The 26394-nt window shown below is 42.8% G+C and carries 17 protein-coding genes and 1 tRNA gene; 1 reads left to right on the forward strand and 17 read right to left on the reverse strand.

Annotated features, from left to right (window positions below; translation table 11 throughout):
• Positions 1 to 82: 82 nt before the first annotated feature.
• The 6 genes from ACYZZR_RS02675 to ACYZZR_RS02700 all read right to left on the reverse strand — a co-directional run bounded on the left by ACYZZR_RS02675 (position 83) and on the right by ACYZZR_RS02700 (position 7953).
• On the reverse strand, positions 83 to 2194 hold the full coding sequence (locus tag ACYZZR_RS02675; RefSeq protein WP_461532446.1) for a peptidylprolyl isomerase: 2112 nt from the start codon (positions 2192 to 2194) through the stop codon (positions 83 to 85).
• 111 nt (positions 2195 to 2305) lie between these two features.
• Positions 2306 to 3583: a hemolysin family protein gene (locus ACYZZR_RS02680; protein WP_461532447.1), complete on the reverse strand. Its 1278-nt coding sequence runs from the start codon at positions 3581 to 3583 to the stop codon at positions 2306 to 2308.
• A 307-nt stretch (positions 3584 to 3890) separates the two neighbouring features.
• A complete protein-coding gene (lptC, locus tag ACYZZR_RS02685) occupies positions 3891 to 4514 on the reverse strand; it encodes an LPS export ABC transporter periplasmic protein LptC (protein WP_461532448.1) in 624 nt (207 codons plus the stop codon).
• 5 nt (positions 4515 to 4519) lie between these two features.
• Positions 4520 to 5896, reverse strand: a complete 1377-nt coding sequence (locus tag ACYZZR_RS02690; RefSeq protein WP_461532449.1) for a hypothetical protein — start codon at positions 5894 to 5896, stop codon at positions 4520 to 4522.
• Between the two features lie 30 nt (positions 5897 to 5926).
• Positions 5927 to 7225, reverse strand: coding sequence for a hypothetical protein (locus ACYZZR_RS02695; RefSeq protein ID WP_461532450.1), 1299 nt, complete (start codon positions 7223 to 7225; stop codon positions 5927 to 5929).
• Positions 7222 to 7953: a type III pantothenate kinase gene (locus ACYZZR_RS02700; RefSeq protein WP_461532451.1), complete on the reverse strand. Its 732-nt coding sequence runs from the start codon at positions 7951 to 7953 to the stop codon at positions 7222 to 7224. The genes ACYZZR_RS02695 and ACYZZR_RS02700 overlap by 4 nt, the downstream gene beginning before the upstream one ends.
• A 100-nt stretch (positions 7954 to 8053) precedes the next feature.
• On the opposite strand from ACYZZR_RS02700, the gene ACYZZR_RS02705 reads away from it, so the two are divergent.
• A tRNA-Phe gene (locus ACYZZR_RS02705) sits at positions 8054 to 8129 on the forward strand.
• Between the two features lie 299 nt (positions 8130 to 8428).
• Here ACYZZR_RS02705 and ACYZZR_RS02710 read toward each other — a convergent pair.
• From ACYZZR_RS02710 to ACYZZR_RS02760, 11 genes are all read right to left on the reverse strand, one after another.
• Positions 8429 to 8725, reverse strand: a complete 297-nt coding sequence (locus tag ACYZZR_RS02710; RefSeq protein ID WP_461532452.1) for a type II toxin-antitoxin system HigB family toxin — start codon at positions 8723 to 8725, stop codon at positions 8429 to 8431.
• Positions 8726 to 8912: 187 nt separating this feature from the next.
• Positions 8913 to 10022, reverse strand: coding sequence for a redoxin domain-containing protein (locus ACYZZR_RS02715; protein WP_461532453.1), 1110 nt, complete (start codon positions 10020 to 10022; stop codon positions 8913 to 8915).
• A gap of 103 nt (positions 10023 to 10125) precedes the next feature.
• Positions 10126 to 11367 (reverse strand): redoxin domain-containing protein, encoded by a 1242-nt coding sequence (locus ACYZZR_RS02720; protein WP_461532454.1) that lies wholly within the window; start codon positions 11365 to 11367, stop codon positions 10126 to 10128.
• Positions 11368 to 11420: 53 nt separating this feature from the next.
• Positions 11421 to 12920 (reverse strand): RagB/SusD family nutrient uptake outer membrane protein, encoded by a 1500-nt coding sequence (locus ACYZZR_RS02725; RefSeq protein WP_461532455.1) that lies wholly within the window; start codon positions 12918 to 12920, stop codon positions 11421 to 11423.
• A 67-nt stretch (positions 12921 to 12987) separates the two neighbouring features.
• A complete protein-coding gene (locus ACYZZR_RS02730) occupies positions 12988 to 16473 on the reverse strand; it encodes a SusC/RagA family TonB-linked outer membrane protein (RefSeq protein ID WP_461532456.1) in 3486 nt (1161 codons plus the stop codon).
• A gap of 90 nt (positions 16474 to 16563) precedes the next feature.
• The gene (locus ACYZZR_RS02735; protein WP_461532457.1) at positions 16564 to 17733 is read right to left on the reverse strand and encodes a FecR family protein; all 1170 of its coding nucleotides are present in this window, start codon (positions 17731 to 17733) and stop codon (positions 16564 to 16566) included.
• Positions 17734 to 17967: 234 nt separating this feature from the next.
• Positions 17968 to 18528, reverse strand: a complete 561-nt coding sequence (locus tag ACYZZR_RS02740; protein ID WP_461532458.1) for an RNA polymerase sigma-70 factor — start codon at positions 18526 to 18528, stop codon at positions 17968 to 17970.
• A gap of 263 nt (positions 18529 to 18791) precedes the next feature.
• Positions 18792 to 20279: an alpha/beta fold hydrolase gene (locus ACYZZR_RS02745; protein WP_461532459.1), complete on the reverse strand. Its 1488-nt coding sequence runs from the start codon at positions 20277 to 20279 to the stop codon at positions 18792 to 18794.
• A gap of 40 nt (positions 20280 to 20319) precedes the next feature.
• Positions 20320 to 21366 carry a hypothetical protein gene (locus ACYZZR_RS02750; RefSeq protein WP_461532460.1) on the reverse strand — a complete coding sequence of 349 codons (1047 nt, stop codon included), beginning with the start codon at positions 21364 to 21366 and terminating at the stop codon, positions 20320 to 20322.
• Between the two features lie 111 nt (positions 21367 to 21477).
• Positions 21478 to 22890, reverse strand: coding sequence for a RagB/SusD family nutrient uptake outer membrane protein (locus ACYZZR_RS02755; RefSeq protein WP_461532461.1), 1413 nt, complete (start codon positions 22888 to 22890; stop codon positions 21478 to 21480).
• 34 nt (positions 22891 to 22924) lie between these two features.
• The gene (locus tag ACYZZR_RS02760) at positions 22925 to 26236 is read right to left on the reverse strand and encodes a TonB-dependent receptor (protein WP_461532462.1); all 3312 of its coding nucleotides are present in this window, start codon (positions 26234 to 26236) and stop codon (positions 22925 to 22927) included.
• Between the last annotated feature and the right edge of the window lie 158 nt (positions 26237 to 26394).

Consider the following 26394-nt stretch of genomic DNA (forward strand, 5'->3'; position numbering starts at 1 on the left):
GGTGATTATAAAAGAAAAGCCGGTAATTGAAATTTCAATTACCGGCTTTATACTAATCGAGCCTTTTATTAGGCCAGTTCTCTTAATAAAAGAGCGCTCTGTTATCTTCAATTTCAGCAGTCTCTTGGAGGGCCGAAAGCACTCTACTGCTCACTGTATTTCTATTCGTCGTTTTCAGGGTATTAGCATAAGTAGCGTAATTCTCCTGGGCGGGAGCTTCGTTTTTTTTGGTTACGGTTACCATATAAGCTCCGTCTCTTCCCTCTATCACTCCTGAAGTTTCTCCTTCTCCAAGAGCAAAGGCTGTACCCACCACTTTGGGTTCACGGCCTGCGCCTGATATCGTAGGCGTTTTCATATTCAGTCCGGTAGCAGTAGCTACTGACACCTTGTTTGAGTTTGCAAAATCCTCGAGCGATGACGTATTGCTTTCCTCAGCTATCTTTTGTGCTTTCTTTTGTCTTCGAATTATAGGAGCTACTATGGCTGAAACATCCTTAGCTTCGGCTAGGCCAGCTTTGCGCTTATTGGTGAGTTGTGCTATAATATATCCTGTAGACACATCAAAACGCTTGACATCCCCTACTCCGGTTTCACTGTTAAAAGCCCATTGTACCAACGACCGCTGTCTGCCCACTCCGGGAAGTTGTTCGTCCATACTCTTGAGATTATTCACAGGACGCACTTGCAGCTCCATTCCTTTTGCCACCTCTGAGAAGTCGCCTTCTACAGCTTCCATTTCAAATTTTGTAGCCTCGGTAAACAGGTTGTTTACAGTGTTTTGAGAGGGCTCTATCTCTCTTGCAATAGTAGCGATCTGCACTACATCTTGCTTATCTGTAACTTTGATCACGTGAAACCCGAAATCGGTTTCTACCATTCCCACTTTTCCAACCGAATTGGCAAAGACAAAATCGTTGAATGGTTTTACCATCATCCCTTCAGTAAAGAACCCGAGATCTCCTCCCCTTGGAGCTGTAGGTCCATCTGAATTTTCTCTGGCGAGTTGTGCAAAATCAGCTCCGCTTTTTTGAGCTTCCGCCAATATTTCTTTTGCCTTAGCTTCTGCTTCTTCTCTAGTTCTGCTCACTTGCGGATTGGCTCTCATCGCTCCTTGATAGGCGATAAGTACATGACTGGCCTTTACACTACCTCCGGCTTTTTTCGCCAGCATTCTAGATAATTTGTAGTAACCTCCGTCCTTATACGGTCCGTATACTTCATTTATTCCGAGACCGAAAAGCGTATCCGCAAGAGAGGCTGGCAGAGCACTCTTGGCTACATAAGTTGTATCGAAAGGAATATCAGAATTTGCATTTACAAAATCAGCCACATTCTCTACTTCTGCAAAACCGGGAAGCGTATCGTTGGCATCTGTTGCACTGTTGTATTCAACTCTTTGGCTCAACAAGGCAGTAACGGCATCTTTTATCGCCTTTTCATCTTCTGCAGAGGGCTTTTCTTCAAAATAAACATATCGCACATCGCGAGATGCCTCGTCTTTATACTCCTCCTTATGCTCGTTTATATACTTCTGTATTTCACTGCTAGTAACGCTTACCAAGCTATCTGGTATCGTATTATAGGGCACCTTTACATACTTGATATCGACCTTGTCATTTTCAAGTTTATAGGCCAGTTCTCCCTCTTTCAATGTAGCTCCAACCCCTGCTCTTATGAGATTGAAATAAGTTTGTTCTCTAGCCGATTTGATAAGGGCATCTTCCTGTAATTTCCACTGCTCATAAGCCTGAGGGTTATTCAACCTGAGATCGGCTATAAACTCAATAAACTTATCCTCGTCAAAAAGACCGGCATCGTTCAAAAAGGTAGAATCCTGAGCAAAAGCCGGATTCGACTTCACTACGTTGATAATCTGATCCTTTTCAATATTGATTCCCAAAGCCTCACACTGTTGATCGAGCAAAGCACCTTGTACTTTCATATCCCACACCTGGTTTACCACCTGTATCGTAGAAGCTCCTTCTCCGTATTGACGGGCAAAAAACTCTACATCATTTGCAAATTCGGCACGTGATAGTGCTTCTCCATTGACCTCTCCTATCGAAGATGTCATATTATTCATCCCTCCTCCATTTCTAAAGAGATCTGAAATAACAAAAGAAAATAGAGCGAGACCGATAACCAGTATCAGGATCAGCGAACGCTTTCTTATATTTTCAAGAACTGCCATTTGTCGTTAAAGTTATAAAATTGAGTTTGCGAAAATACCATTTTTTTACAATAATTAAAACCGTATTCTCTTTTTATAAAACTAATGTGCTAAGTCAACTTCAAATTACCGTCACTCATTGTCGTCCAACACGTATAAATGTACCAGATCTATTTTAGTACTACTCACTTCAAGTATGGTAAATCTGTACTGCTGAACGATTACTTCATCTCCTTTTTCCGGTATTTCCCCAATATGATTCACGATAAGTCCTCCTAGCGTTTCATAATTCTCACTTTCGGGTAAATCGAGTTTGTATTCTTCATTGAGGTAGTCGACATCGAAGCGGGCGGAGAACTTGTACTCTCTTTCTCCGAGTTGTTCTTCGAGCAGATCGGTAGAATCGTGTTCGTCTTCAATCTCTCCAAACAGCTCTTCTACAATATCCTCTACGGTAAGTATCCCTGAAGTCCCTCCGTATTCGTCAAGGACAACAGCTATACTCTTTCTCTTTTTGGTGAGTATACCGAGAATATCATTAATAAGCATAGTTTCGGGCACATATTCTACAGGTAGCATAATTCCTTTGATACTTCTCGGTTTTTTAAAGAGTTCAAAAGAGTGAACATAACCAATGATATTATCTACAGTACCTTTGTATATCAACAGTTTTGAATACCCTGTTTCCGTAAATATACCAATGAGGTTTTTCGGAACTTCGTGAAGCTCGGCCCCTACAATTTCGGTACGGGGCACCATTACTTCTCTCGCTTTTACTTCCGAGAATTCCAAGGCATTCTGAAATATCTGTATCTCAGAATCCACTTCGTCTTCGTCTTCTACCGCTTCCATCTGCTCTGAAATATAATCTCCCAGTTCTACCTTACTAATACTCAGATTTACTTCATCACCTCCAGATTTAAACACCACTCTAAGCACTAAGTCTGAAATTCGAATCACCAATTCTGAGATAAACGAAAAGATCAGATAAAACCCGTAAGCTGGCAAGGCAAATACTTTGAGCATCCTATTTGCAAAAACCTGAAAAAGCACTTTGGGCAGGAATTCACCTGTAATCAGAATAACAAGAGTAGATAGTAGGGTTTGAACAAAGATAATACGCAAGGGTAATTCTTCCACCTTTGCATAATCGGGATACAAATAGCCCACGATGAGCTCTCCCATGTAAAACCCGTATATCACCAGCACTATATTGTTACCTACCAACATGGTAGCAATAAATTTAGACGGTTTTGCTGTGAGACGGGTGAGGATGCCGGCAAACCAACTCGCCTGTTTTTTTTCGATTTCTATATGAATCTTATTGGAAGAAACATAAGCTATTTCCATTCCCGAAAAGAAAGCCGAAAGCAGCAAACACATTATGATAATAACGACGGAATAATCCATACAGTCTGGTATTCTCGTGTAAGCGAGTAATTAATTTTGGTCCCGACGGCGGCGATCAAACTTTTTGCGATAATACCTTCTCAAAAAGAACATCCCGACCGAAACTACAGCAAAAAAAAGCAACATATATGCCCGGTTTCTGTTGACCTCCCAGCTTCTTATAGCTTCGACCACTGCGATAACCGCTACTGCGGGGTATAAAATCTCTGTAAATCTAAGGTATTTCATAATTCACACTCAAAATTTGCCTCTTGATATCGCCTTATAAAAATGCACAGCGACACAAATATACACAAAGTAGTTGTTATCACTGCTGTAGACTGTCTGTTTTCTGAGGCGCTTCGGTCTGGTTTTCCTCTTCTATATCCATATCGCGATAGCCGTCTACATGGTATGCTTTGATATAGCGTTGTCCTTCTTCAAAATCCTGACTAAATTCGATTCCGGTACCGTTCATCAGCGTGCCGTCTTCCGGATTGGTATAAGTGAATTTTTCACTGGTAAACACCCATCTATTCAACTGATCCCAGTACAATTGAGGTGTTTCCAGTTTTTTCCCGTCGTAGGTATACACCACCACATTGCCTTGTAGATCGGCCATTTTAGTGGATTGATAAATAATACCGTAATCGGCAATTACGGTACTTTTGTTTTTATCGGCATCAAAAAATTCCACTTTCAAGCCTTCGGGAAATTCTTGAAAGGGAAACTCTTGATTGGAATAATCTTCGCTTATCGGACTGGTAAGCCTTACCTTAATTTTGGCCGAATCGGTATATATCAGGCTATAATTTTCAGCTATTCCGACTGGAAAACGCTGGCGTACATTCAGCTTACGCACATCTTCTAAGTTGGAACTACATGAAAAAAACATTGCCACAACAATCGTTGTGACAATGCTTTTAAAAATATTCTTATGCCTGTTACGCATCCTTATTAAATATTCGGCACCTTAACGCTTCCTCCTATCCAACAGTTAAACTGAATGGTTTCACCTGCCCTTCCGCTGCTGAATATATCTTGCTTGCTGGGGGCTCTTCCTTCATAGCTAGCTGCAGTTTGAGCTGCATGGGCTTTTACAGAAGGATCTACCTGCCCGGCTTTACGCGCCATTTCGGCAGCTTTCCAATACACCGCTCTCTTTTCAAAAGGAGTAGCTCCACATTCGTTTGCACTTCCGGCATACAAACTTGCAATCTGCAGATATGCCTTACCGTTTGACGGCTGCACATCGAGTACCTGTTTAAAATACTTGTAAGCAGTAGTTTTCTTTCCGCTATTTTTGTACTTAACCCCTATCTTAAACAAGGTGTTAGCTTTTGCATAGCTATCTGTTTCGAGGCTTACCGACTCGTTGTAGTATTTCATGGCCTCTGCAGTATTTCCTTTCTTGTCGTTCAGCACTCCGAGGTAGTAAGCTGACCTCGACGATGGCTCTACTTGGTGCAGTGCCTCTACAAGTTTTATAAACATAGGATCGTCTGAACACTCTTTGCCATCCATACGAGCAGCTGAGCGTCTCAACCATTGGGCATCGCCCTTTTTAGCCTCAAAATTTTTCTCCAATAGTGGAATTAGGTTTTCACAGTCCGCCAAATCACCGAGTTTGCTATCTATACTATTGCTTATCGTACCATAAGACGCTGTATTGATTTTGGCATTATTAAATAGCTGTTTGCTTTTGGTATCGAGAGCTTCACCTGCCTCTTCCTTAGCCACGTATTGGTCTAATACTTTAGAAAGCGAAGCCAGCTCTTCGTCTATTCGTTCGTTCACCCCATCGTAGGTATCAAAGACCTGCTGAAGGTCTTTATTCCCAGCATTGTACTCATCTACCATTAACGAAAAATAGAGATAAAGTGCCTTAGGACTACTAAAGTTAGCTCTGTCATTTTGAAAAGCGTCGTCTAAAACTGCAAAAATCTCAGAAGGCGTTGCAGTCTTCTGGTCGTACATCAACAATGCCTTTTTAGCTAGCACATCAGCCTTGCTATAACGAGTAGGAAAATATTCCAATTCCTTATCGTATACCGACATCAAGGTGTTTATCAATTCTTGTTGTTCTGTCCCTTCCGACTTTTCTATCCTGTCTTTAAGGATGCGCTCCCCATACACATAAGTGGCAGGGTGAAGATCCGGACAATTGTCGAACACCATTTTCCAGGGTTCATAAGCTGCCTCGTAGTTCTTTACCTTAGCGTGTTCTCCAAACACGGAAAGGTTGGTCATACACTCTGGGTTTTGGGCCTGTGAAAATGCGGCGCTTGAGATCCCTATCAAGCCCGCCAAAAACAATAATCCTTCCTTTTTCATCTTTACTGTTTTAATCTTAAATTTTTACGGTTAATCATACTTTCTTTTTACAAACCATTTATCGTTCAAAGACAAGCTCACACTTACCTTTACATATTCTTCCTGAATACGGTCGTTTGTTACAGTACCGCGTTTACCCAATTCGAAACCTATATTGACATTCGAAAACATCCCTGCATAAGGCAGAGAATTGGTGGTTGGCACTGCAGCTCCCATCGGCAATCCAAAACCAAAAGATATGCCAAAGTCGTTTACGGGAGTATCTTTTACCATAAGTCCGGTTTCCTCATAGCGCAAACCAACCCTATAAACAATTCTCTTCCAGTAACTTGTAAAAGAATTGTATTCAGGAATAAAAAAACCTCCCACAGAAAAACGGCTAGCATCTTCATATCCCACTCCTTCTACCGTTATAAACGGATTGCTAAATACACTGGTGCTTTTGAGTTCGTATTCTGCTCCTGCAAACCATTTCCTATCCTTACCTACACCAATACCTACCGAAACACTCTGAGGCATCTTCAGATCTATTTTTTTAAGACCTAAGGCTTCAAGATCTATTTCACGCGACTCACCCGCTATAAGTTGCCCTTGAGAATTTCTGGAAATCGAAGATAGCACTCTGGTATTTTCACTGGAGAGTATACTCTCTGGCGAGTACGTCAGTGCCCCTCGAAGGGTTAGATTATTCTTCAGTATCTGTTTGTAGTTAAGGGCCAGTTTAACATTCAAGCCAGACAATCTCGAGGTATTGTCTTCATAAGTGGGGCGCTCTACATTTTGCATCGTCCTGTGGAATTGGGTTTTCAACTGTCCGAAGTCGTAATTTACAGTAGCTCCTATACTCAAATTGCCGACGATCTTGTAGCCTGCAGAAAAGAATACCCTATTAGCTCCCCCTTCTCCTGTAAATTCATCGATCACTGTTTCGTCAGAACGCATCAAATTATACCCTACAGACGTGTATGGCATAAGTCCGAAACCCACTCCCAACTTCCCTCTGACAACGGGAAATCCAAGTGCGAGATAATCGAGATAAACATTGGAAGAACTCTCCTTTTGAGTGCGATTTTTTAAGTTTAGTCCTGTATAAGATCCCCCTCCTATATACGTAGTGAGGTGAAGATCACCATAAGCGGCCGGGTTGTTCAGATTGAGATGTATACTGTCTGAATAAACAGTAAGCCCACCCATAGAACGGTTTTCGGTAGTACCTTTAAACCTTTGATCTCCTATACCGTAAAAAGAATAGGGAGAGGTAGACCCTCGCTGTGCATAAATACTGCCCGAAATACAGACAAACAAAACAATAAATATCTTTCTAATCATGGGTTCTTATTGAGTTCCAAAATATAATTCAACCCTTCCAGGAGGAAATTCGGATTGGCAAATATGCTACTTTTTAATTGTTCTGACAAAAAATCGAGGTCACCACCCGTTAAAATAACTGTTAAATTCTGAAATCTCTCCCTGTATTGCCCAATCACCCCATCTATTTCATTTACAAGACCATTGAGCACTCCCGATGTCATAGCGCTCGAAGTAGAATCTCCAATAAAATCGTCTATCTCTACAATATCGAGCAGAGGCAGTCGGGCCGTAAAGGCGTGTAAGGCGTGATATCGCATCCGTATTCCCGGCGAAATGGCACCGCCTAAATACCGATTTTGTGCATCGAGAAAATCGTAGGTAATACAGGTTCCCGAATCGATGACAAGTACATTTTGACCCGGGTATGCCCTACTGGCTGCGGCAACAAGAGCCAATCTATCGGCTCCAAGTGTTTTTGGAGTGGCATACAGGTTTTCAAAAGGGAGCGTAAAATGACTGTCCAAAACGTGAATCTTCACCTTTGTATCGAGTGTGCGCAAAGAGTCTTCATCCAGATCCGACACCGATGCGACCATCATATCGGTAATCTCGGGGTAGAGATTTAAGAGATTTGAAATTTTTTCAAGAAAATGCTCATTTTCAAATCTCTCATACATCACCACAGTATCCGCCCGAAAGACAGCGACTTTCACAAAAGTATTTCCCGCATCTACAGCTATAGTCATATCAAAATACAAAGGCGTAAAGTTACAAAAGACTTTTTTTTGAGTTTTGTTTTGGAAAAATTAATTTTGCTCCTATATTTGCACCCGCAATAAAGCAACTGGTGCCTTAGCTCAGTTGGTAGAGCAAAGGACTGAAAATCCTTGTGTCCCTGGTTCGATTCCTGGAGGCACCACCACAAAAATCCGCAACTAATTCTGTATGAATAGGTTGTGGATTTTTTGTTTCTACACATTCTGGATTATGCCCAATTGTTGTGTTTATGCAAAAATTTCCACCATGCGCAATTTAATCACGTCGACCAATGTGGGTTTTTTAATCGGGTAATGACGTTCTTCATAATCAGCTACAAGATCGGACAATAGATTGAGCTCTACATAGGCTTTTGCTTCTTGGTTTTGATATTATCGGAGATTTGTAAAAGCTCTTCTACACGTTCAAGAATGATCTTGTATTCTTTTTCTGTACGAATCATAGCTAAATGTTTTTAATGTCTTTAATCTTGTCGTATTCCGAGTGAGTACCTATAAACCGTATGTAAACTTTTTGAGCGTTGAATGAAATAATGGCGACCAATCCGTAATTATTCCCCTTAATATTAAAAACAAAACGGTGATTCCCCACATAATCAACGCTATTAAAATCCAGCTTCAATTCGTTGATATTACTCCAATTCTTTGCTGTTACAGCGTGATACCAAAAGTTTAAAGGGATTTCGCTATCTCCATGTATTTCCACAAACTCCTTTATCCTTTTACAGGTAATTATACGCATTGTTTAAAGCCCAATTATTCCATCACAAAGCTTACACAATAGTTGTGAAATTCGAAATATAGTTTTGATTAATGTAATTTATTATCAAAAGGAACTCCTCATTTCAGCAAAAAGCCACGGCACATACTTAAATAGCATATGCCGTGGCTCAATAAAAAACCCTATTGTGAAAAAACAATTATAAGTCTTACAATATTTCCTCCAGTTTTTGGTGGAGCTCCTGACCGCGGAGGTCCTTGGCTATGATTTTTCCTTCGGGGTCTATCAGTAAGGTGCTGGGTATACCCTGTATACCGTAATAACTGGAAATCTCATTTTTAAAACCTTTTAGGTCAGATACTTGAGTCCAAGGCAATCCGTCTTCCGCTATGGCTTTTTTCCACTTGGCTTCATCATCGTCGAGTGATACACCGAGGATGGTAAAGTTTTTATCCTTATAGGTATTGTAGGCCTTCAATACATTGGGGTTTTCGGCTCGGCAGGGTCCGCACCAGCTCGCCCAGAAATCGATAAACACATACTTCCCTGCATAGTCGGCATAGCTCACGGGCTTACCGTCTACATCGTTTTGAGTAAAATCGAGAATCTTTGTTCCAATAGCGCTTCGTTTTAGCACATCGAGACGTTCGGTAATATCTTTTCCTGCATTTGAGTTTAGGACTGAGGCATCCAACAGTTCATAGAGTGGTTTTATATCCTCATAATGCCCTATCATAGCCCTATCGGCTAACAGATTAAGACTAAAAATACTTTTAGGATTGGCCTTGAGGTAAGCTTCAAGCCTTTCTCTTTTTTGCCCGCGCAAATCCGTCAGTTTCGCTTCCAGTGCCTGTTGTTCTTCATCAGTTCCCTTCCCGTATTGCGAATACAATTCGTACTCCTGACTGGTAAGGTCTTCCAAAGAATTGTAATAAGCAATAGCCTCATCTTGTACCTTCGACCCGGTAATCTTGAGTTGTTGCAGCGAATCGGCTACTCCTGTAATATTGATATCTCCGCTTTCCACAAAAAACTGCACATACTGATTTGGGAACATCACATATACTTTTTGTGGTTCAGGCATATTACCTTCCCATGTAAACTTACCCCCTTTGGTAGCTATGGTATCGGCTTTGTGTTCATCATCCAGTTTATAAGAGAGAACGATATTGGTATCTTCCAAGCCCTTGATTTCTGCCGATACGCGAGCCACCGTATTCTTTTCCGGGGTCTCCTGCTCTGTCCCTTTCTTCTCGGCTTTTTGCCCGCAGCTCCAGAGCAATCCCGTCGCCGCAGCTACTACAAATAATTTCTTCATTACTTCAGTTTATTTTTAGTTCTGATTTATAACTGTGCGTTAAAATTACTCAAAAACAGATAAGACTGTTTAATCTCACAGATTTTTAACGCACTTTAACAATCTACTCTCCGAATACTTCTTTCAGTTTGGCATCCAGTTCACCCTCTTCACTGCCATACCTACCAATGATAACTCCTTCCGGATCGACGAGAATTTTTGTAGGTAGAAAGTGAATATCATAACCTTTGCTTATACCGTCGTCCAACACCTTAAAGCCTCCGTTGCTACGATCTACTTTCATTCCTCTCAACACGTGCTTCCACACGCCTATACCGTCGTCTTCCACAGCTTTTCTCCAAGCGTCAGGATTGCTATCGTCGTCTGAAATACCGATGATTTCAAAGCCTTTATCGCGATATTTTGCATAGAGATCCAACAGGTGTGGATTCCCTTTACGACAAGGCACACACCAGCTCGCCCAGAAATCGAGTAGTACATACTGCCCCCTGTAATCTGCGAGTTTTAATGTTTCTCCATTAATATCTGTGGCTTCAAACAAGGCGGCCTCAGCTCCGGGAGATGCTTTTTTGAGTTTGTCGATCTGCGATTTAATCGATTTGCCGTAATCGCTGTTTTGTATTTCAGGAGACATAGCCCCATAGATCTCTTCAGATTGTTCCAGCTTATAGCTCGCCACCTTCATATTGTAAACCATCAAATAGGCCGAGACATGACTGTCGCTATGTCCGGCGATATACTCATCGGTTACCGAACTGATCTGCTCTTGGAACGGCTCCATTTGTTCTTTCACCCCTTCTATTTGCTCCAGGTATTTCGCTGCACCTTCCTCGTCCTTCTCCCTTCTGGCAGCTGAATAAAGCTTATTTAATTCATTGTACGAATCCATTATTTTATTGAGCTTTTCTCTAATCGGTTTTATCTGAGCCTGATAGACTTGATATTCCTCATTAAAGGCAGAACCTGTAAGCTCCGGTGTCAGCATAACATAGTTACCCATTTTCCTGTCGTAATTTGCCGTGTCAAGTTGCAGTTGCATTTCACTCTTATCGCTCATAATTCCGGCATTGTAATTCACCCCATCTTTTTCAATGCTCAGGTTTAGTTCTCGAGGAGCATCCAGCGGACCACTTAGGGTAAAAGTTCCGTTTTGAAAGGCTACAGAGTCGAGCGTAGTAGCGTTTCGCGATTCTGCATCTATAGCACTTATCTTGACTATTCCTGTTTCAACCCCTTTGATGCTTCCCGTGAGTCGGAAGCTGTTTTCGGGAAGTTCTTTTTTTCCGGAATTACATCCGAAAAGGAGTACGGAGGCTCCGATACTCATAAGGTGTGTGTATTTCATGGTCTTTGTTTTTAGAGGTTATTTAAGTATTTATTTAAACTTTATATCTACAATTAGTACCCCGGATTTTGTGCAACCACATTACCTCCGGCATCTCTGGATTCCGTAGGGATGGGCAAAATAAATTTATGGTAGTCAGTCGCAGTCGGTTTTACATCAGAAACTTTAAATCCACCATTAAAACCGTCTATATAGTCGTACCTCACCAAATCGTACCAAGGCTCTCCCCCCTCAGTGTGCAATTCTGCCAATTTTTCATAACGTACCGCTGTTAAAAACTGCTCCAAATCTATAGTTGCGGGGTAGGTTTCAAAACCATCTCCTCCGGTGGTGGTTGCACCAGCTCTCATACGTATAGCATTAAGTGCATTCAAAGCCTCAGGCGTTACCGCATTGTTTGCCCTTGCACTGGCCTCTGCCAGTATCAAATACACTTCGGCCATACGCATATGGTATATCATTTCGTAAGTTCCTTCTGTAAAATAGGTGGTGTATTTCGTAGAGTAAAACCCACCATACGAAACATTTGGAAAAACTATAGCCTCTGCCCTTTGCGTTCCGTCTATATCGATCTGCTGCCCGCCAACATTTATGGATTCACCAACGGCATCCAGATAATTTTGAGTGATGGTGGCTGAAAATCCACTGTAGAAATTTCCTATTCCAATCCCTGCGTCCGATTCTCCCGGAGTACCGTAGAGTATTTCCGAGCTCTCGAAGATAGCCGGCGAATCATGTTCGTCAAAAATATCTGTATAGGCAGGTTCCAGCATAAAATCGGGAGTTACATTGTCTACCACCTCTTGTGCCAAATCGGCAGCCTCCCCATATTCACCCATATACAACAATACTCTCGATTTTAAAGCCTTAGCAAAGGTTTGGTTGACATATTTTTTAGACCGCAGCACCGGACACTCGGCTATACCTATTTCCAAATCAGAAAGAATGGCTTCATAGGTTTGCATAACGGTATTTCGCGGAAAGGCCTGATCCGATTTTACCGGTTCCAGTCTCAGGTTAACTCCGTATTCGGAAGCAGTGTCGTAAAATTCCCCAAAATTTCGCAACAGATAAAAATGTCCCAGCGCTCTTAGCGTTTTTGCTTCAGCCAAAATTTCCGAACGCCTTATCGCGGGTTCAAAGATGCTTTCATCCAGTTTTTCTACGGCTTCTATCAACCAGTTTGTCCTGTTGACCAAATCGTATAAGCCGGTGTACACCTTTAGTGTTGTAGACGCCCCGGTAGCCAAAGGATTGTTGCTGACCCAACCCGAATCTTCCGGGCGACTGGCATAAAAAGATCCTGAGGTGGAGTAACCGCTAAAAATATCCGGAATCAGAAACATCTCCGGAAAAGCGCCTCCTGAGCTTTTTTGGCGAAAAGCTGCATAAGCCCCTACCAATGCCAGTTCGGCCGTTTCTTGAGTATTGATTGCCGTCTCGGCTTCGAGAGAATAGAGCGGTTTGTAGTCGTCTAAATCTTCTGTAAGCTGGCACGAATTCAGGCATATTCCCACACCTAAACACGCTATATATAAAATTGATTTTTTCATTTTTCAGTTTGTTGGTTTGTCTTTTATTATTGGCGACTTGACCACTGTCGTTTAAACATCATTTACATCAAAATGCAATATTTAGAGAAAAGGTAAAGTTTCTCGAGTTCGGATAAGAGAGACCGCCATCTGCATTAAAATTGGTCGACCTGTTTGCAAATCCGGTTGTCACCACATCTTCAGGATCCAACCCCGGATAATCCGTTATCGTAATCAGATTATTACCGCTCAACGTCAATCGGGTATTACTCACCCCAAACTTACTCAGCCATTCTTTGGGCAAGTTGTAACTCACAGACACCGATCTCAATTTGATATAAGAAGCATCTACTACAGAGCGAGAGGTTGGGGTGTACCCATGACTTGGAGAACCGTACCTCGCATAAGGTGCATTTCTATAATCAGGTGTCCAAGTATCCAATGCCAGCGTAGTCGTATTACTATTGGTTTGAAGGTAATACAATGACGAGATCTGATCGTACTGACGCTCCGTACCGTGAACAAAGTTCCAGTTCATAGTAAAATCCCAGTTTTTGTAAGACAATTGGTTAATCCAACCACCAAAGAAATCGGGATTAGGGTTTCCTATAGGGCCCCGGTCGTCTGTAGTGATTTTTCCGTCACCGTCAATATCGCGGAAAATATAATCTCCCTCTTGGGTCAAACTCTCCTGATACAGTCCTCCTGCTGCCGAGTTCAATTCGTCTATTTCATCTTGACTTTGTGCTATTTTTATAACGTCGTATCCGGTAATAACCCCTATGGGCTGTCCTTCTATAATTCCGGTTTGGGTACCAGCATCTGCTCCGTACAACTGATCTACATTGTTTTTTAAGGTAGAAAAGTTTATTGAAGAATTCCATCTAAAGTCTTGATTTCTGAAAATATCACCACCTACGGTAATTTCCCAGCCTCTGTTAGACACATCGGCTATATTGGTATTCCACGAAGTCGCTCCTGTTTCTGAAGGGATGGGGGTAAACAGTATAATTCCCGAAGTATTTTTTTCGTAATACACAATCTCCCCATTCAGGCGGTGATTAAACAAATCGAATTCCAACCCTAAATCCAATTGGTCGGTCGACTCCCATCGTATTCCAGTATTAGGCACACCGGTCACTGCGATACCATTTTGTCCGTCGTAAAAAGAGTCGTTGTTCTCCAACGCCTGATAATAGGCGAGATAAGTAAAAGAAGGAAGGTTATCTGAACCTACGCGCCCTATAGATGCTCTGAGTTTTAATTGATCGATTTGGTCGAATTTTTCCATAAAACGCTCATTGTGCATATTCCAGGCCAGCGCTCCCGAGGGGAAAAAGCCATAGCGATTGTCTGGACCAAATTTTGTCGAACCATCCCGACGCGCTGTAAATGTGGCCAGATATCTATTTTTATAGTTGTAATTTACCCTTCCAAACAGCGAGTTAAGCCCTTGTTCTAGGCTTTCGCTTTCTGCGCTATCAAAGAAGCTAGCCGAATTGATATCGGTGAGAATATCATCGTCTGGGAAGCCGCGGTAGTTTTGCGATTCCGCATCATATCGGGTGCGATCCCAAGACACCCCGACAACGGCATCGATGGTGTGGTCTTCGAAAATTGTCTTGTTGTAGTTTAGCGTATTGGTAAAATTGGTCGCCCAACTGTTATTGGTCTGAACCCCGAGCCTTGCACCGGGGCGCGAATAATACATTTCTTCAAACAGCGCTGTTTCTGATTTCGAAGTGCTGAAATTATCAGTTCTATCTTGGTTTACCGCTACATTGATCTGTGAACGGAACTTAAGTCCATCCAAAATATTTATTTCGCCGTAAACTGATCCCAGCATATTTTTGGAAATGGCTTTATTACGACTCTGTTTCCCGTTTCCAAAATAGGTGTATTGCTCGCCATAACTACCCATATAGGTGGTATAGCTACCGTCTGCATTATAGGCTGCCAAATCGGGTCGGAATGCGGCATGGTACAAGTTATTAAACCCTCCTATCCTGTTTTTGGAATAGTTGTAACTTATAGATGCCCCTATCTTAAAGTGATCGGTGACGTTTGCATCGAGATTTCCGCTATAGGAATAACGTGTAAATTTGTTGTCTATCAGCGTACCTTCCTGATCGGAGATGGATATAGAGGTGAAGTAGTTCACCTTTTCCGTCCCACCGCTCATGCTAAAGTTATACTGTGTCCAAAGTGCATTTTTGTTGAGGATCATATCCTGCCAGTCGGTATTGGCCGAACCGAAGTAGCTATCCGGATCAGTCACTATGCCGTACTCATTGGGGAAGTACAATTCCCAAAGCGACTCATCGTAGTCATTCAAGGTATTCTGCGCCTGACTGATCGTAAGATCCCTATATTGCGAGGCATTCAGAAAGTCGTAAGTTTTAACCGGGTTTTGAATAGTGGTACTTATATTAAATGAAAACCGCGGTTCGGAGTTGCGTTTTCCTCTTTTGGTCGTTATAATCACTACCCCATTAGCCCCTCTTGAACCGTAGATAGCTGCTGCCGAAGCATCTTTCAAGATATCGATACGTTCTATATCGTTGGGATTGATAGCCAACAAAGGATTTTCCCTTTCACCATAATTGATCAACCCCAGCGATTCTGTATTAGGAGTAATGGTAATAGGCACGCCATCTACCACATAGAGCGGTTGGTTGTCGCCCCTTATCTGGCTCAATCCCCTGATCTGCACAAAGGCTCCTTGCCCGGGCTGTCCGCCTCTGGTCTGCACGTGAACACCGGCAATCTTACCCACTAAGGTCTGATCGACAGATTGTGTTTTGATCTGCTGAATATCATCGGCATCCATCGAACCCACAGAACCTGTGAGGTCACGTTTTTTAGTAGTTCCGTAACCCACTACCATAACCTCATCGAGAGCACTGATCTGTTCCTTTAAAACAATATTATAGGTAGTTTTTCCAGAGGTGATTTTTTGGTAGGTAAACTCATATCCTATGCTCGAAGCGACCAAAAAATAACCAGGCTCGGCCATCAGGGTATATTTCCCGTCTATATCGGTAGATGTTCCTCTTACTATAAAGTCTCGGTTTACCGGCTTGTTGGCCACGGGCTCGTTATTAGAAACATATACCGTAATCCCCGGCAGGGGCAGTCCGTCTTCACCGGTAACCACCCCTTCGATCTGAATAGGTTGGATTTCAGGAGGGCTTACCGATATGGCTTCCTTCCGTTTTACGACTATGGTATTGTCAAAAAAATCGTAGGAATACTTTCCAGAGGGGAGCGCCATACGCAAAAGGTCGGAGGCTTTGATCTCTCCCTTACCGATCTCTACCGGAGGAATGTCCCGGATAAGATCCGGACGATACACAAATTCGTAATTGGTCTGGTTTTGAATCAAGTCGAAGACCTGAGCTACAGACAGGGTTATATCTGTAGCGATCCTTATCCGTGCATTCTGTGAAAACCCACGGCTTACAGTGCCAAAACTAAATGCCACTGCGCAATACAAGAGAATACTGGTTTTCATCGCTAATATCAGGACCTTTCTCCCGTGAGAACAGGAAGCCCTCTTCCATTTAATTTTCATAAATTTGGAATTTGGTTAGTTAATTTATATTAATTGATCACATAAAGGAATGAAGCTAGTCCGTGGAAAGATGTCAGCTTTGTTCCTTTTTTATTTTACTATCAGTGTTTTTTCGCTCAACTGAAAACTCACACAGCCTATACGCTCAATCTTATTCAAAAGTGTATTGACACTTTCCGACCTGCTCAAAGCCCCTGAAAATACTATGTCTTTTTTAGTGTCATCCTCAAATTTCACTTCTATATTATACCAGCGCGAAAGGATGGTCGTTATTCTTTCTAAAGACATATTATCGAATATAAACATCCCGTTTTTCCAGGCAATCTCCTGAGCCACACTTACATTGCGAACTTCGAGGGCTCCTGTAGTAATCTCCACCACAGATTGCTGCCCGGGAGTAATCGTCTCTTTTAGAGTTCCGTTGCTCACTGTCACCTTTCCTTCTGCGAGCGTAGTCTTCACCCGTTCTTCATCTCGATAGGCCTTGATATTAAACTCTGTTCCCAGCACTTCTACCAGCTGTCCTCTCGTCTTTACCTGAAAAGTTGAATTGCCATGCTTAGAAGCGGGCGACACATCGAAATAGGCCTCCCCGTATTCCAATTCTACTTCTCGAGGTTCACCTTTTGCAAAATGCACCGGGTATTTCAATCTAGACTCGGAGTTTAGCCACACCCCGGTACTGTCGGAAAGCAATACGTAAAACTGTCCCCCTCGGGGTATGGTCAAATAATTATAAGCTATTTCCTCTCCCTCTGTTGGTACTTCTCGATCTCCCGACATCTCACCATACACTATGCGATCGCCATTGCTTCTCGCATTTTCAGACTGATACACAGCGCCTTTTTCCAGAACGACCTCTTCCCCACCTTCGAGAGTCAATGTAGCCTTATCTGTCCCCGCTTCAATACGTACCATAGGAGTTGGTTCAGAACTGTAAAAAAGCGTATCTCTAAAAATATAAGATGTGGTCAGCCCGAGAAGCAAGACCGCGGCAGCGGCATAGCGCCACAACCGCAATTTTCGCACAGGCACCTCCATTTTACTCCTCAACTTCTTCCAGTCTTCTTCCGGGTTTATGTGCTCCTTTTGTTCAAGCCGTTCTCTTATCCGCCTTTCATCGGTCAAATGCTCGAGAATATACTGTTTGTCCAGCTCGCTAAAGAGTTCAGTCTCTTCGAGAGATATAGGTTTTTTATCTCCGAGAAGCGAGGCTGCAATGCGCTTGGACAAGGCTATAATTTCCTTAATATTTGACATCTAAGAGGGTTGACTTTTTATAAAAACTTCAAAGCAGTATTCACCTGCATTACTATAAAGACGATTAAAAATAAAAAGAGGGTTAAAAAAAGAAGAAAAAAATTTAATTTTCTAAAAAAGGGTACGGATATCGAAAACAAACAAGAAAAAATAAAAAGGACTTATCGCTTCCAAATATGTTTGCCTTAAAAGCATTTATTATCGGGGTACAACCATAAAAACTTTAAAACAACATCAAGCATTTCCCCACAAGGCGATACTAAGTAGGAGAATATAGTATTTGTCCAACAGTGGGCGCAATCTCTTATAGGCTATTTTTTTCTGGGTTTTGACGGTATTAATCGAAACCCCCATCTCTTCCGCTATTTCGGCATTGGTCAAGCTCTGCAGACTAAGCCTGACCACACGAGCACACTGTTCGGGCAGGGTATTGATCGCCTTTTCGACAATACCGGAAGCTTCCTGTACCACTACCTCCCGCAAAAAATAAGCCTCACCTTCTAGTTTTTCTATCGTCTTGTCGTCGAGGGCATCGGTAGTGAGGTGTCGCTTACTCTTCAGGTGGTCAAGACATTTGTTTCTGACCGAGACATACAGAAACGATTTGATGTGTTCCTCCCCTCTGAACTCAATTTTGTCTTCCCATATCTTGAGAAATACATCCTGAACAAGGTCGCGAGACAATTCTAAATTATCTAGGTATTTGTTGGCAAAAAGGCATAAGGGGGTGTAGAATTCCACAAAAAAATCCCTGTACTTTTTTAATGATAAGCTATACTTGCCAGACTTATGCACGACCTGCGGTTTTAACTCAGGTCAAATCTACTTAAAAAACACAAAGAGTTAAAAAAAACATAATGTTCTTTTAAACTCGCTAACAAAAAGCGGATACTCGAAAGATTCTTCGGGTATAAAGCTGTCAAGGGCATTTATTTTGAAAAACAGCAAACATCTCCTGGCTTTAGTATTATTTATAAAAAACTCATCCCGATCTTTCCATTCGAGAAAAAATCGGGATGAGTCTATATTTAGCTTTTATCTATGCGATTAGCTATCGATCAATCGGCTACGACAATACGTTTTACACTTAAGTCGGCATATCCTGTACTTTGATTATCCATGTCATCTACAATACCTACCATATAAACATTTCGATCTGTAGAATGGAAAAAGATCAGTTCTCCTTTGGCAATTCGCTGGATATATTTACCCGGCCCATAATCTCTCTCACCGCGATCGTCTGGTTCGTCAAGTCCGAGTTCTTCCAACTTGCTTTCTGCGGCTTCAAATGCAGCGAGGATATCCTCTTGGGTTTCCAAACTCTCAAACAATTCTTGATTACCACTATCGGCAGGTAACTTCATCAGTACACCGTCATTTCTTGTGGTCCATTCATCTATAATAGTCGAACCTGAACCAAATCCAGTAAGCCGATCACTATCGCTGGGTAGAATCATTGTAAAATTAGTTCTACTACTATTCCACAAGCCCAAATCTATCTTAGGCTGAACTGCTTCAGCCCCTTCCAGTGCATCGTTTCTGCTATGTCTTTTCATATTCATCACATCAAGTAGGTTAGCATCTGCATTATAACCCGGCCGATCCAGTCTTATCTGAACAGTCTCTAATGCAACTGGTTCGGGTGGTGTACCAAAAGCAATCTCGGAAGCCAAAGCTGCTACTCCCTGATGAGAGTGTGCCTGTCCCGGGGCTATTCCGAATCCCCAGTTAAATGGAATATTGTAATTAGCCGCCAAAGCCTGGCTTTCGAGATAGAAGTTTCGAGCTCTTTCCACACGGTTCCATCCCTCGGCATCAGCTGCTGCAGTTTGTACTACTTCATCATCACGTACCTGGTCATCACCCCCTACAATCACATATACCTTGTTCTGAAGTGCCTGTTTTACCATCGCTTCATCTACCGCCGTATTATTAAGCCCATAAGCGTAATCTACATTCCAATCGGGCATGGTGTAATAACCAGCTGACCCAGCTATCATAAGTCTGGCGCGGTTGTCGGGTTTATGCCATATAAACCGGTGTACAAATTGCCCACCTGCAGAAAAACCATAGAGTACATAATCCTCCTCTTTGCTACCCACCTCTTCTTTTACATAATCAAACAAGGGTTCTATCATAGAGAAAGTCCAGTTTGCTTCGTCTACAGGCTCACCATCCACATCCAACACTCCTCCTCTATGGTATTCTCTTGAGGGGTAATCTTCGGCTGTAAATTCAGGAACAATCACTAGAAAGTTATGGTCGTGAGCATATTGTGCTATTCCATTCCGATAACCTTCTGCATTACGACCATTTCCGTGCATATAAATCATAATAGGCAAGTCGGCCGCATTGCCGGGATTGTAATAAAACACCCTAATTGGTCTATCTTGAAAGGGTTCATAAGCGTCAAATACAAAATCTCCGCTCCCGTATTTGATTTTATCAGTCGAGGCCTCACGCTCGGTAAGGCCATTATCGGTATCGCACGACCAGATCGTCAGTGCAATTAATCCTAACAATATTTTAAATATTACTTTTTTCATCGATTTGTTTTTACTGAACTACTTATTAAAGTGAGACATCTCAATCAGAAACTACTATTCGCTTTATGTCCAAATCCAAATATCCTGTACTCTGATTATCAATACCTTCAACAATAGCCACCATATATACATTCCGGTCAAAAGAGTGGAAGAAAATCATCTCACCAGAATTAATCCACTGAATATACTTTCCAGGTCCATTATCTACGCCAAGTCCAAGTTCACCAAGCTTATCTTCAGCTGTTTCAAATGCAGCAAGAATATCCTCTTCGGTTTCCAGTCCGTCAAAAAGATCACGGTTACCACTATCGGCAGGTAGCTTCATAAGCACCCCATCATTTTTGGTTGTCCATTCATTTGTAATCCTTGCGCCAGATCCAAATCCACTCAAACGGTCCTCGCCTGTAGGTAATATCATGGTAAAATCGGTACTGCCACTGTTCCACAATCCAAAATCTATCCTCGGTTGAATATTGTAGTCTTCTGTTGCTTCATTCCTACTGTAGGTATCTCCGTTGATTACATCCAACATATTAAGGCTGGCATTATACCCAGGACGATCTAATCTAACTCTAATGGCATCCAGTGTAGGAGGAACGTCTTTTGTAACCGTAATCACAAAATCCCGGTAGTTTACCATAGGCGGTACACTGCTTGCCTCGGTAAGTCGTAAAACAATCTTTAAAGTATCACCCTGAGTGACAGCTCCAGAAAATATCTCCACTTCTGTCTCCTCACTAAAACTGCTGTTGGGCGGAATGGTAAGGGATTTTTTCCCGTTTATCGCGAAGTGTTCACCTTCAATAGCTGTGGTTTCAGAAGGCTCCACCTCAAACACTGCTGTAAGTGCATCCGGCACATGAGCCCCAGCATATTGTACCCGCAATGGGATGATTTGGTTTTCTGTTTCATCAACCCCCAATGCTATATCTGCAGATAGTGCATTAGACGCCCTGTTGGGCGGTTCCCATTCTAAGAGTTGGCCGGTAAATATCGCTTCACGATCTTCAAAACAGCCGCTTATGCATAAAGCCAGAAATACTAAAGGCAAAAATATCCTGGAAATTACTATACTATTTCGTTTCATAATTTAGTATGTTAGTTCGTAGTTTGTTAGTTCGTAGTTGTCGTCCAACAAAATGAGAGGTCAGCTAAGTATTCTCTACTATTGTGAAGGACAACTACGTCTTTTATATGGCTAATAACCTGGATTTTGTTCGACATTGACAAATTCCGAATCGTCAATTTCTGAAGCGGGAATCTCAGCCAGTATACGATAATCGTCGTAACTGATAGTCGGCAGAGGTGCTTGTTTTGGGATATCCATAGCCCGGCGTTTTAGGTCGAACCAACGATGACCTTCAAAGGCGAATTCTCGCCGACGTTCATTCATCACAGCCTCTATTACATCGGCCTTTGACGAAGGTGTAACACTCCCTGCTCCGTAGGCCGCCAAGCCTCGGGCTACCCTAAGAGTTTCGAGATCATCTCGGGCATCTTGTAAGCTCCCTAACTCTGCATTGGCCTCCGCGCGAATCAATAGGAGTTCCGGAAAACGGAATATAGGCACATTGTCGGTATAGGCCCCTACACTACCGTTGTACTTGATAAAATATGGAAATCCATCATCACTTGTTTTAATTAGGGAAAGACGCACATCATCCGGTTCGTAGCTATCTATCAAGGATTGAGACGGCAGTATATCAAACCAGCCTGATGGATTTATATATTGATCTAAAGCATCTGAGCTACCTAAACTCTCATTTTCCGGATCGATTCTCAATTCGTATATCGATTCCGGATTGGGTTCCTGTTCATACATATTAGCTGCATAGACCGACTGACTAGCCAGACCTACGTTTGAGGCACTGATAGCCTGAGTGGCGTAATCAATGGCATTTTCCCAGTTTTCCAAATACAATTGTACCCGTGCCATCAGGGTAAGAGCAGCGGTATGATTGGCGTAATACACTCCACGATCTCCCTGAGCAAGCAATTCTATTGCCTTCACCAGATCTGATTCAATCAAATCATAGACCTCTCTGTTGGTACTTCGAGGACGGTCGTCGGCATCGCTTACATCGTAGGTTGGGGTTTCTCGTATCATCACCCCCAAATCCCAGCCGTCGACCTCCCTACCGGGTTCATAACCGTATATCTTGACCAGATCGTGATAAGCAAAGGCCCGATGGAAATAGGCTTCTCCAAGCAAACGATTGCGTACATCTTCAGACATTTCCTCCACATTATCTATGGCATCGATAATAATATTAGCTTCGTTTATAGGGTTCCATGCCGAAGCCCAAAGCCCCATATGTGACGCATGTCGATTAACTGACTGCCCCACATATCTTCCTGATGATATGGGATGGCGATCTGTATTATCTGCCAGCACATCGGGTAATAAGACCAAATCTCGTCCGTATCGCGCTGCAGCACGGAGTCGACTGTGAAGGGAAATAGCCAAACCTTCCATACCTTCTGTGGTAGTTAGTATTTGTCCTGGCGCTAGTTCTTCCGCCGGTTCTACATCTAAGTCACAACCGGTAAAGCAAAATAATATCCCCAGCCCTACGGTTGTCATTATTTTGTTATTTATATAGTTTTTCATCTGTCTCTATAGTTTTAAGATACCTCTTTTGTGTTTAAAAGCCCATGGTCAAGCCCGCAAGGAAAACCCTTGGTTGCGGATAAAAATTCTGTGCTTGAGAAATAAGTTCCGGATCCGGACCGTCAAATTCTGTCCAGGTAAGCAGATTTTCTCCCTGTACAAAAACTGATAGATTGCTAATTCCGGCCTTTTCGAGCCATTCGCTAGGCACTTCGTAATTCAGGCGGATGTTTTTTAAACGGATAAAAGAACCGTCCTGCATACTACGGGTACTAAAAGGAAAGACATTACCACTTCCGGGGAAGGAAGCTGTTGAATAAAAGCGGGGAATATGAGTAATATCTCCCGGTTGTTGCCATCTATCCCACATATGGGTACCTAGGGTTCTTCCTTTATCCGGTCGATCGTAAAACTGATCGCCCTGGACATTTCGGATATCCCTACCATATTCATAATGGAACAACACCTCCAAGCTTAATGGCCCATAGCTAAAGCGGTTAAAGAACCCGCCGTAGAAATCAGGAAGCTGGCTACCGATAATCCCCCTATCTTCAGTACTGGAAGGGGTATAGGTGATATTTCCATCTTTGTCATACCACATCGGTCGACCATCGGCAGGGTTCACCCCTGCTGTAAAATAGCCCCAGCGCAAATTTATAGGCTCACCCAGGCGAACTGTATTACCTATATTCTGCTGTCCCCCGAGGTCGATGATCTCACTCTCCAATACAGTGATATTAAACTCTGAGGTCCATTTAAACTTCCCTACATCTAGAAGGCGTACCCCTAGCTCACCCTCAAAACCTTGGTTACGCACCACTCCTACATTGTCCCAAATACTGGAATATCCGCTATTGGTCGGCAAGTTTCGCTCCAACAACAGGCTTTCGTTATTTTTTCTAAAAAAGTCGAACACCCCGTACACTCGTCCTCCAAAAAGAGCCCAGTCTACGGCTATATCTAGGGTACGAGCCACTTCCCAAGTGAGGCTGGCATTACCCAGCTGAATAGGGCGCAATCCTTTATTGCCATCATAACTTCCCCCTACTCCGTAGAGCGCCATAGAGGCGTAGTTGTTCAGACTTGAATTTCCTGTAGTACCGTAGCTAATTCTTGGCTTTAACTTGGTAAAAACAGTACTGTTTTCCATAAAAGGCTCCCGTGCTGCATCCCAAGCAAATCCGAGGGAGTAAAAAGTACCCCATCTCCTATCTGCACCAAAGCGCGAATGCCCGTCGTAACGCAAAGAGGCATTGGCAAAATACTTGCCTTTATAATCGTAAGTCACCCGGCTAAAAAAACCAGCTTTTTTATAATCGTTATAAGTTCCGCTGGTAGCGTAGTTTACCGCTGTAGCATTTAGGGTTCTAAAGAGATAACTCGGCAATTCCCTACCGTGTGCAATTTGACCTTCACTGTGCATAGACTGGTATTCAAAACCGACTATGGCACTTAGATTGTGATCTTCTCCAAAGGTGCGAGCGTAGTCGAACACCTGATCGGCATTCCAGCTGGTCACCATACGAGTACGCTCCCATACTCCTCCTCCGTAATTGCCATACCTAGGTATTCGGGGGTCGAAGAATCGATGCCCTCTGGTAAAGCGGTGGTCTATATTCCAACGCGACCTAAAGCTCAGATCGTCGGTAATCTTATAGGTTGCAGCAAAGCTGGCCAACAACTCAGAGTTTCGCGTTTCCCGTTTTTCCAAATCGAGTACCTGAACCATATTGTAATTTACTCCAGGGATATTGTCAGTTTGGTACGAGCCATCCTCATTGTATATAGGTATAGTCACCGGTGTGGTTACTGCTCCGTGGAATGGGCTGTTGGTATTGTTGGCTCCACTAGTAGAACCATCACTATCCGACAGTCCGGTGGCTCTGCTATAGGCGAGGTTAGTTTTTAGGTCGAAAGAAAGACGATCGGTCGCCTGGTGGTGAATATTGGTATTCAGAGTTATCCGTTCAAACTCTACACTTTTTACCGTTCCCTCCTGATTGTTATATCCGGCAGAGACATAAAAGGTAGTTTTTTCATTTCCCCCTGTTGCCGAAAGACTTGTCCTTCGCTGTATTCCGGTCTGTAGCACCGCTTCACCCCAGTTGTAGGTACCCACCTCATCCGGATGCCCAAAACTGGCAATAGCTGCCTGACGTCCGGCCTCCCGAGGGTCTCCGTATTCTATACCACCAAAAGCCGTTGTTCCTAAATCTTCATAACGGTTGGCATAGGCTTCCTGCATAGCAGTTACAAACTCAGGTCCGTCCATCACATGGTAAAGAGGTGGTGATTTTGATATACCGAACTGGCTGCTAAATTTAAAGCGGGTTTTTCCTTCACGACCTCGTTTTGTAGTAATCAGCACCACACCATTGGCACCATCGGCACCGTAGATTGCCGTGGCAGAAGCATCTTTAAGCACTTCCATAGATTCGATATCTTCTGGATTGAGGCTCGACATAATATTGGTGGATGCCTGAGTACCTCGGTTGCTGGTTTCTATGCGAATACCGTCTACCACCCAGAGTGGAGTACTTCCTGCGTTGATCGAACCTATACCTCGTATTCTCACTCGGGCATTAGCACCTGGGGCACCACTGGTATTGATCAGGCGAACACCCGTTGCTCTTCCCTGTAAGGCCTGATCAGGGGTTTGTATACTTCTGTTTTCTAGAGCCTCGGCGGTGATAGCAGACACAGAACCTGTGGTTTCTGTACGTCTTCGAATGCCATAACCCGACACCGTTACACCCTCTAACTGGGTAACATCTTCTTTTAATTGCACATTCATCTCCCCTCCGGCAGCCTCCAAAACCACAGTCTGATATCCTATATAACTAAAGGAAATGCGATGGCTATTGTCGATCAATTGAAGTTCGAAGTTTCCGTCAAAATCGGTAACCACTCCGTTGGAGGTACCTTCTTCAATTACATTCACACCGGGTAAAGGAGCATTATCTACATCGGTTACCGTACCCTTGACTACCATTTGAAGCGGGGGACGGTTGGCTTTAGAGCCGCGATTTTTTAGGCTTGCTGAAGTAGTCGACTTACCCAAAATAATCTGTTCTTCGTAGACCTCAAATTTTACGGGAGTGTTTTTAAAAAGCTCCTCTAATATTGCCTTTATCGCTTTTTTTTCGGCCTTAACCGTAACCTTTCGATTTACATCGATATGGTTCCGATTAAACAAAAACTTAAACTTTGTAGTGCTCTCAATCTGTTTGAGTACTTCCAGGACAGATACTTCTTCCATATCCAACGAAATTTTTTCGTTTTGAGAGTAGGTATTTGCCTGCAGATTAAACAGAGTAAGCACCGTGAGCAGAATGGTGATTCTCATCTTTAAGCTTAATTTCAGGGCACAACAGGGTACACCCTTTACATTAAAAAGTTTTTTCATAATTTTACAATGTTATCTTGGTTGACAAGAATTAAGTCGACTGAATTTCCAATCGGAAAATGCAGCATCATTTTCCGATTTTTTATTTTCCACCCTGG

This window comes from Sinomicrobium sp., from assembly GCA_029266035.1.
Lineage (GTDB): Bacteria > Bacteroidota > Bacteroidia > Flavobacteriales > Flavobacteriaceae > Sinomicrobium.

Coding starts and splice junctions, on each gene's coding strand:
- ACYZZR_RS02675 (WP_461532446.1), bottom strand. CDS start 2,194: ATGGCAGTTCTTGAAAATATAAGAAAGCGTTCGCTGATCCTGATACTG.
- ACYZZR_RS02680 (WP_461532447.1), bottom strand. CDS start 3,583: ATGGATTATTCCGTCGTTATTATCATAATGTGTTTGCTGCTTTCGGCT.
- lptC (WP_461532448.1), bottom strand. CDS start 4,514: ATGCGTAACAGGCATAAGAATATTTTTAAAAGCATTGTCACAACGATT.
- ACYZZR_RS02690 (WP_461532449.1), bottom strand. CDS start 5,896: ATGAAAAAGGAAGGATTATTGTTTTTGGCGGGCTTGATAGGGATCTCA.
- ACYZZR_RS02695 (WP_461532450.1), bottom strand. CDS start 7,225: ATGATTAGAAAGATATTTATTGTTTTGTTTGTCTGTATTTCGGGCAGT.
- ACYZZR_RS02700 (WP_461532451.1), bottom strand. CDS start 7,953: ATGACTATAGCTGTAGATGCGGGAAATACTTTTGTGAAAGTCGCTGTC.
- ACYZZR_RS02710 (WP_461532452.1), bottom strand. CDS start 8,725: ATGCGTATAATTACCTGTAAAAGGATAAAGGAGTTTGTGGAAATACAT.
- ACYZZR_RS02715 (WP_461532453.1), bottom strand. CDS start 10,022: ATGAAGAAATTATTTGTAGTAGCTGCGGCGACGGGATTGCTCTGGAGC.
- ACYZZR_RS02720 (WP_461532454.1), bottom strand. CDS start 11,367: ATGAAATACACACACCTTATGAGTATCGGAGCCTCCGTACTCCTTTTC.
- ACYZZR_RS02725 (WP_461532455.1), bottom strand. CDS start 12,920: ATGAAAAAATCAATTTTATATATAGCGTGTTTAGGTGTGGGAATATGC.
- ACYZZR_RS02730 (WP_461532456.1), bottom strand. CDS start 16,473: ATGAAAATTAAATGGAAGAGGGCTTCCTGTTCTCACGGGAGAAAGGTC.
- ACYZZR_RS02735 (WP_461532457.1), bottom strand. CDS start 17,733: ATGTCAAATATTAAGGAAATTATAGCCTTGTCCAAGCGCATTGCAGCC.
- ACYZZR_RS02745 (WP_461532459.1), bottom strand. CDS start 20,279: ATGAAAAAAGTAATATTTAAAATATTGTTAGGATTAATTGCACTGACG.
- ACYZZR_RS02750 (WP_461532460.1), bottom strand. CDS start 21,366: ATGAAACGAAATAGTATAGTAATTTCCAGGATATTTTTGCCTTTAGTA.
- ACYZZR_RS02755 (WP_461532461.1), bottom strand. CDS start 22,890: ATGAAAAACTATATAAATAACAAAATAATGACAACCGTAGGGCTGGGG.
- ACYZZR_RS02760 (WP_461532462.1), bottom strand. CDS start 26,236: ATGAGAATCACCATTCTGCTCACGGTGCTTACTCTGTTTAATCTGCAG.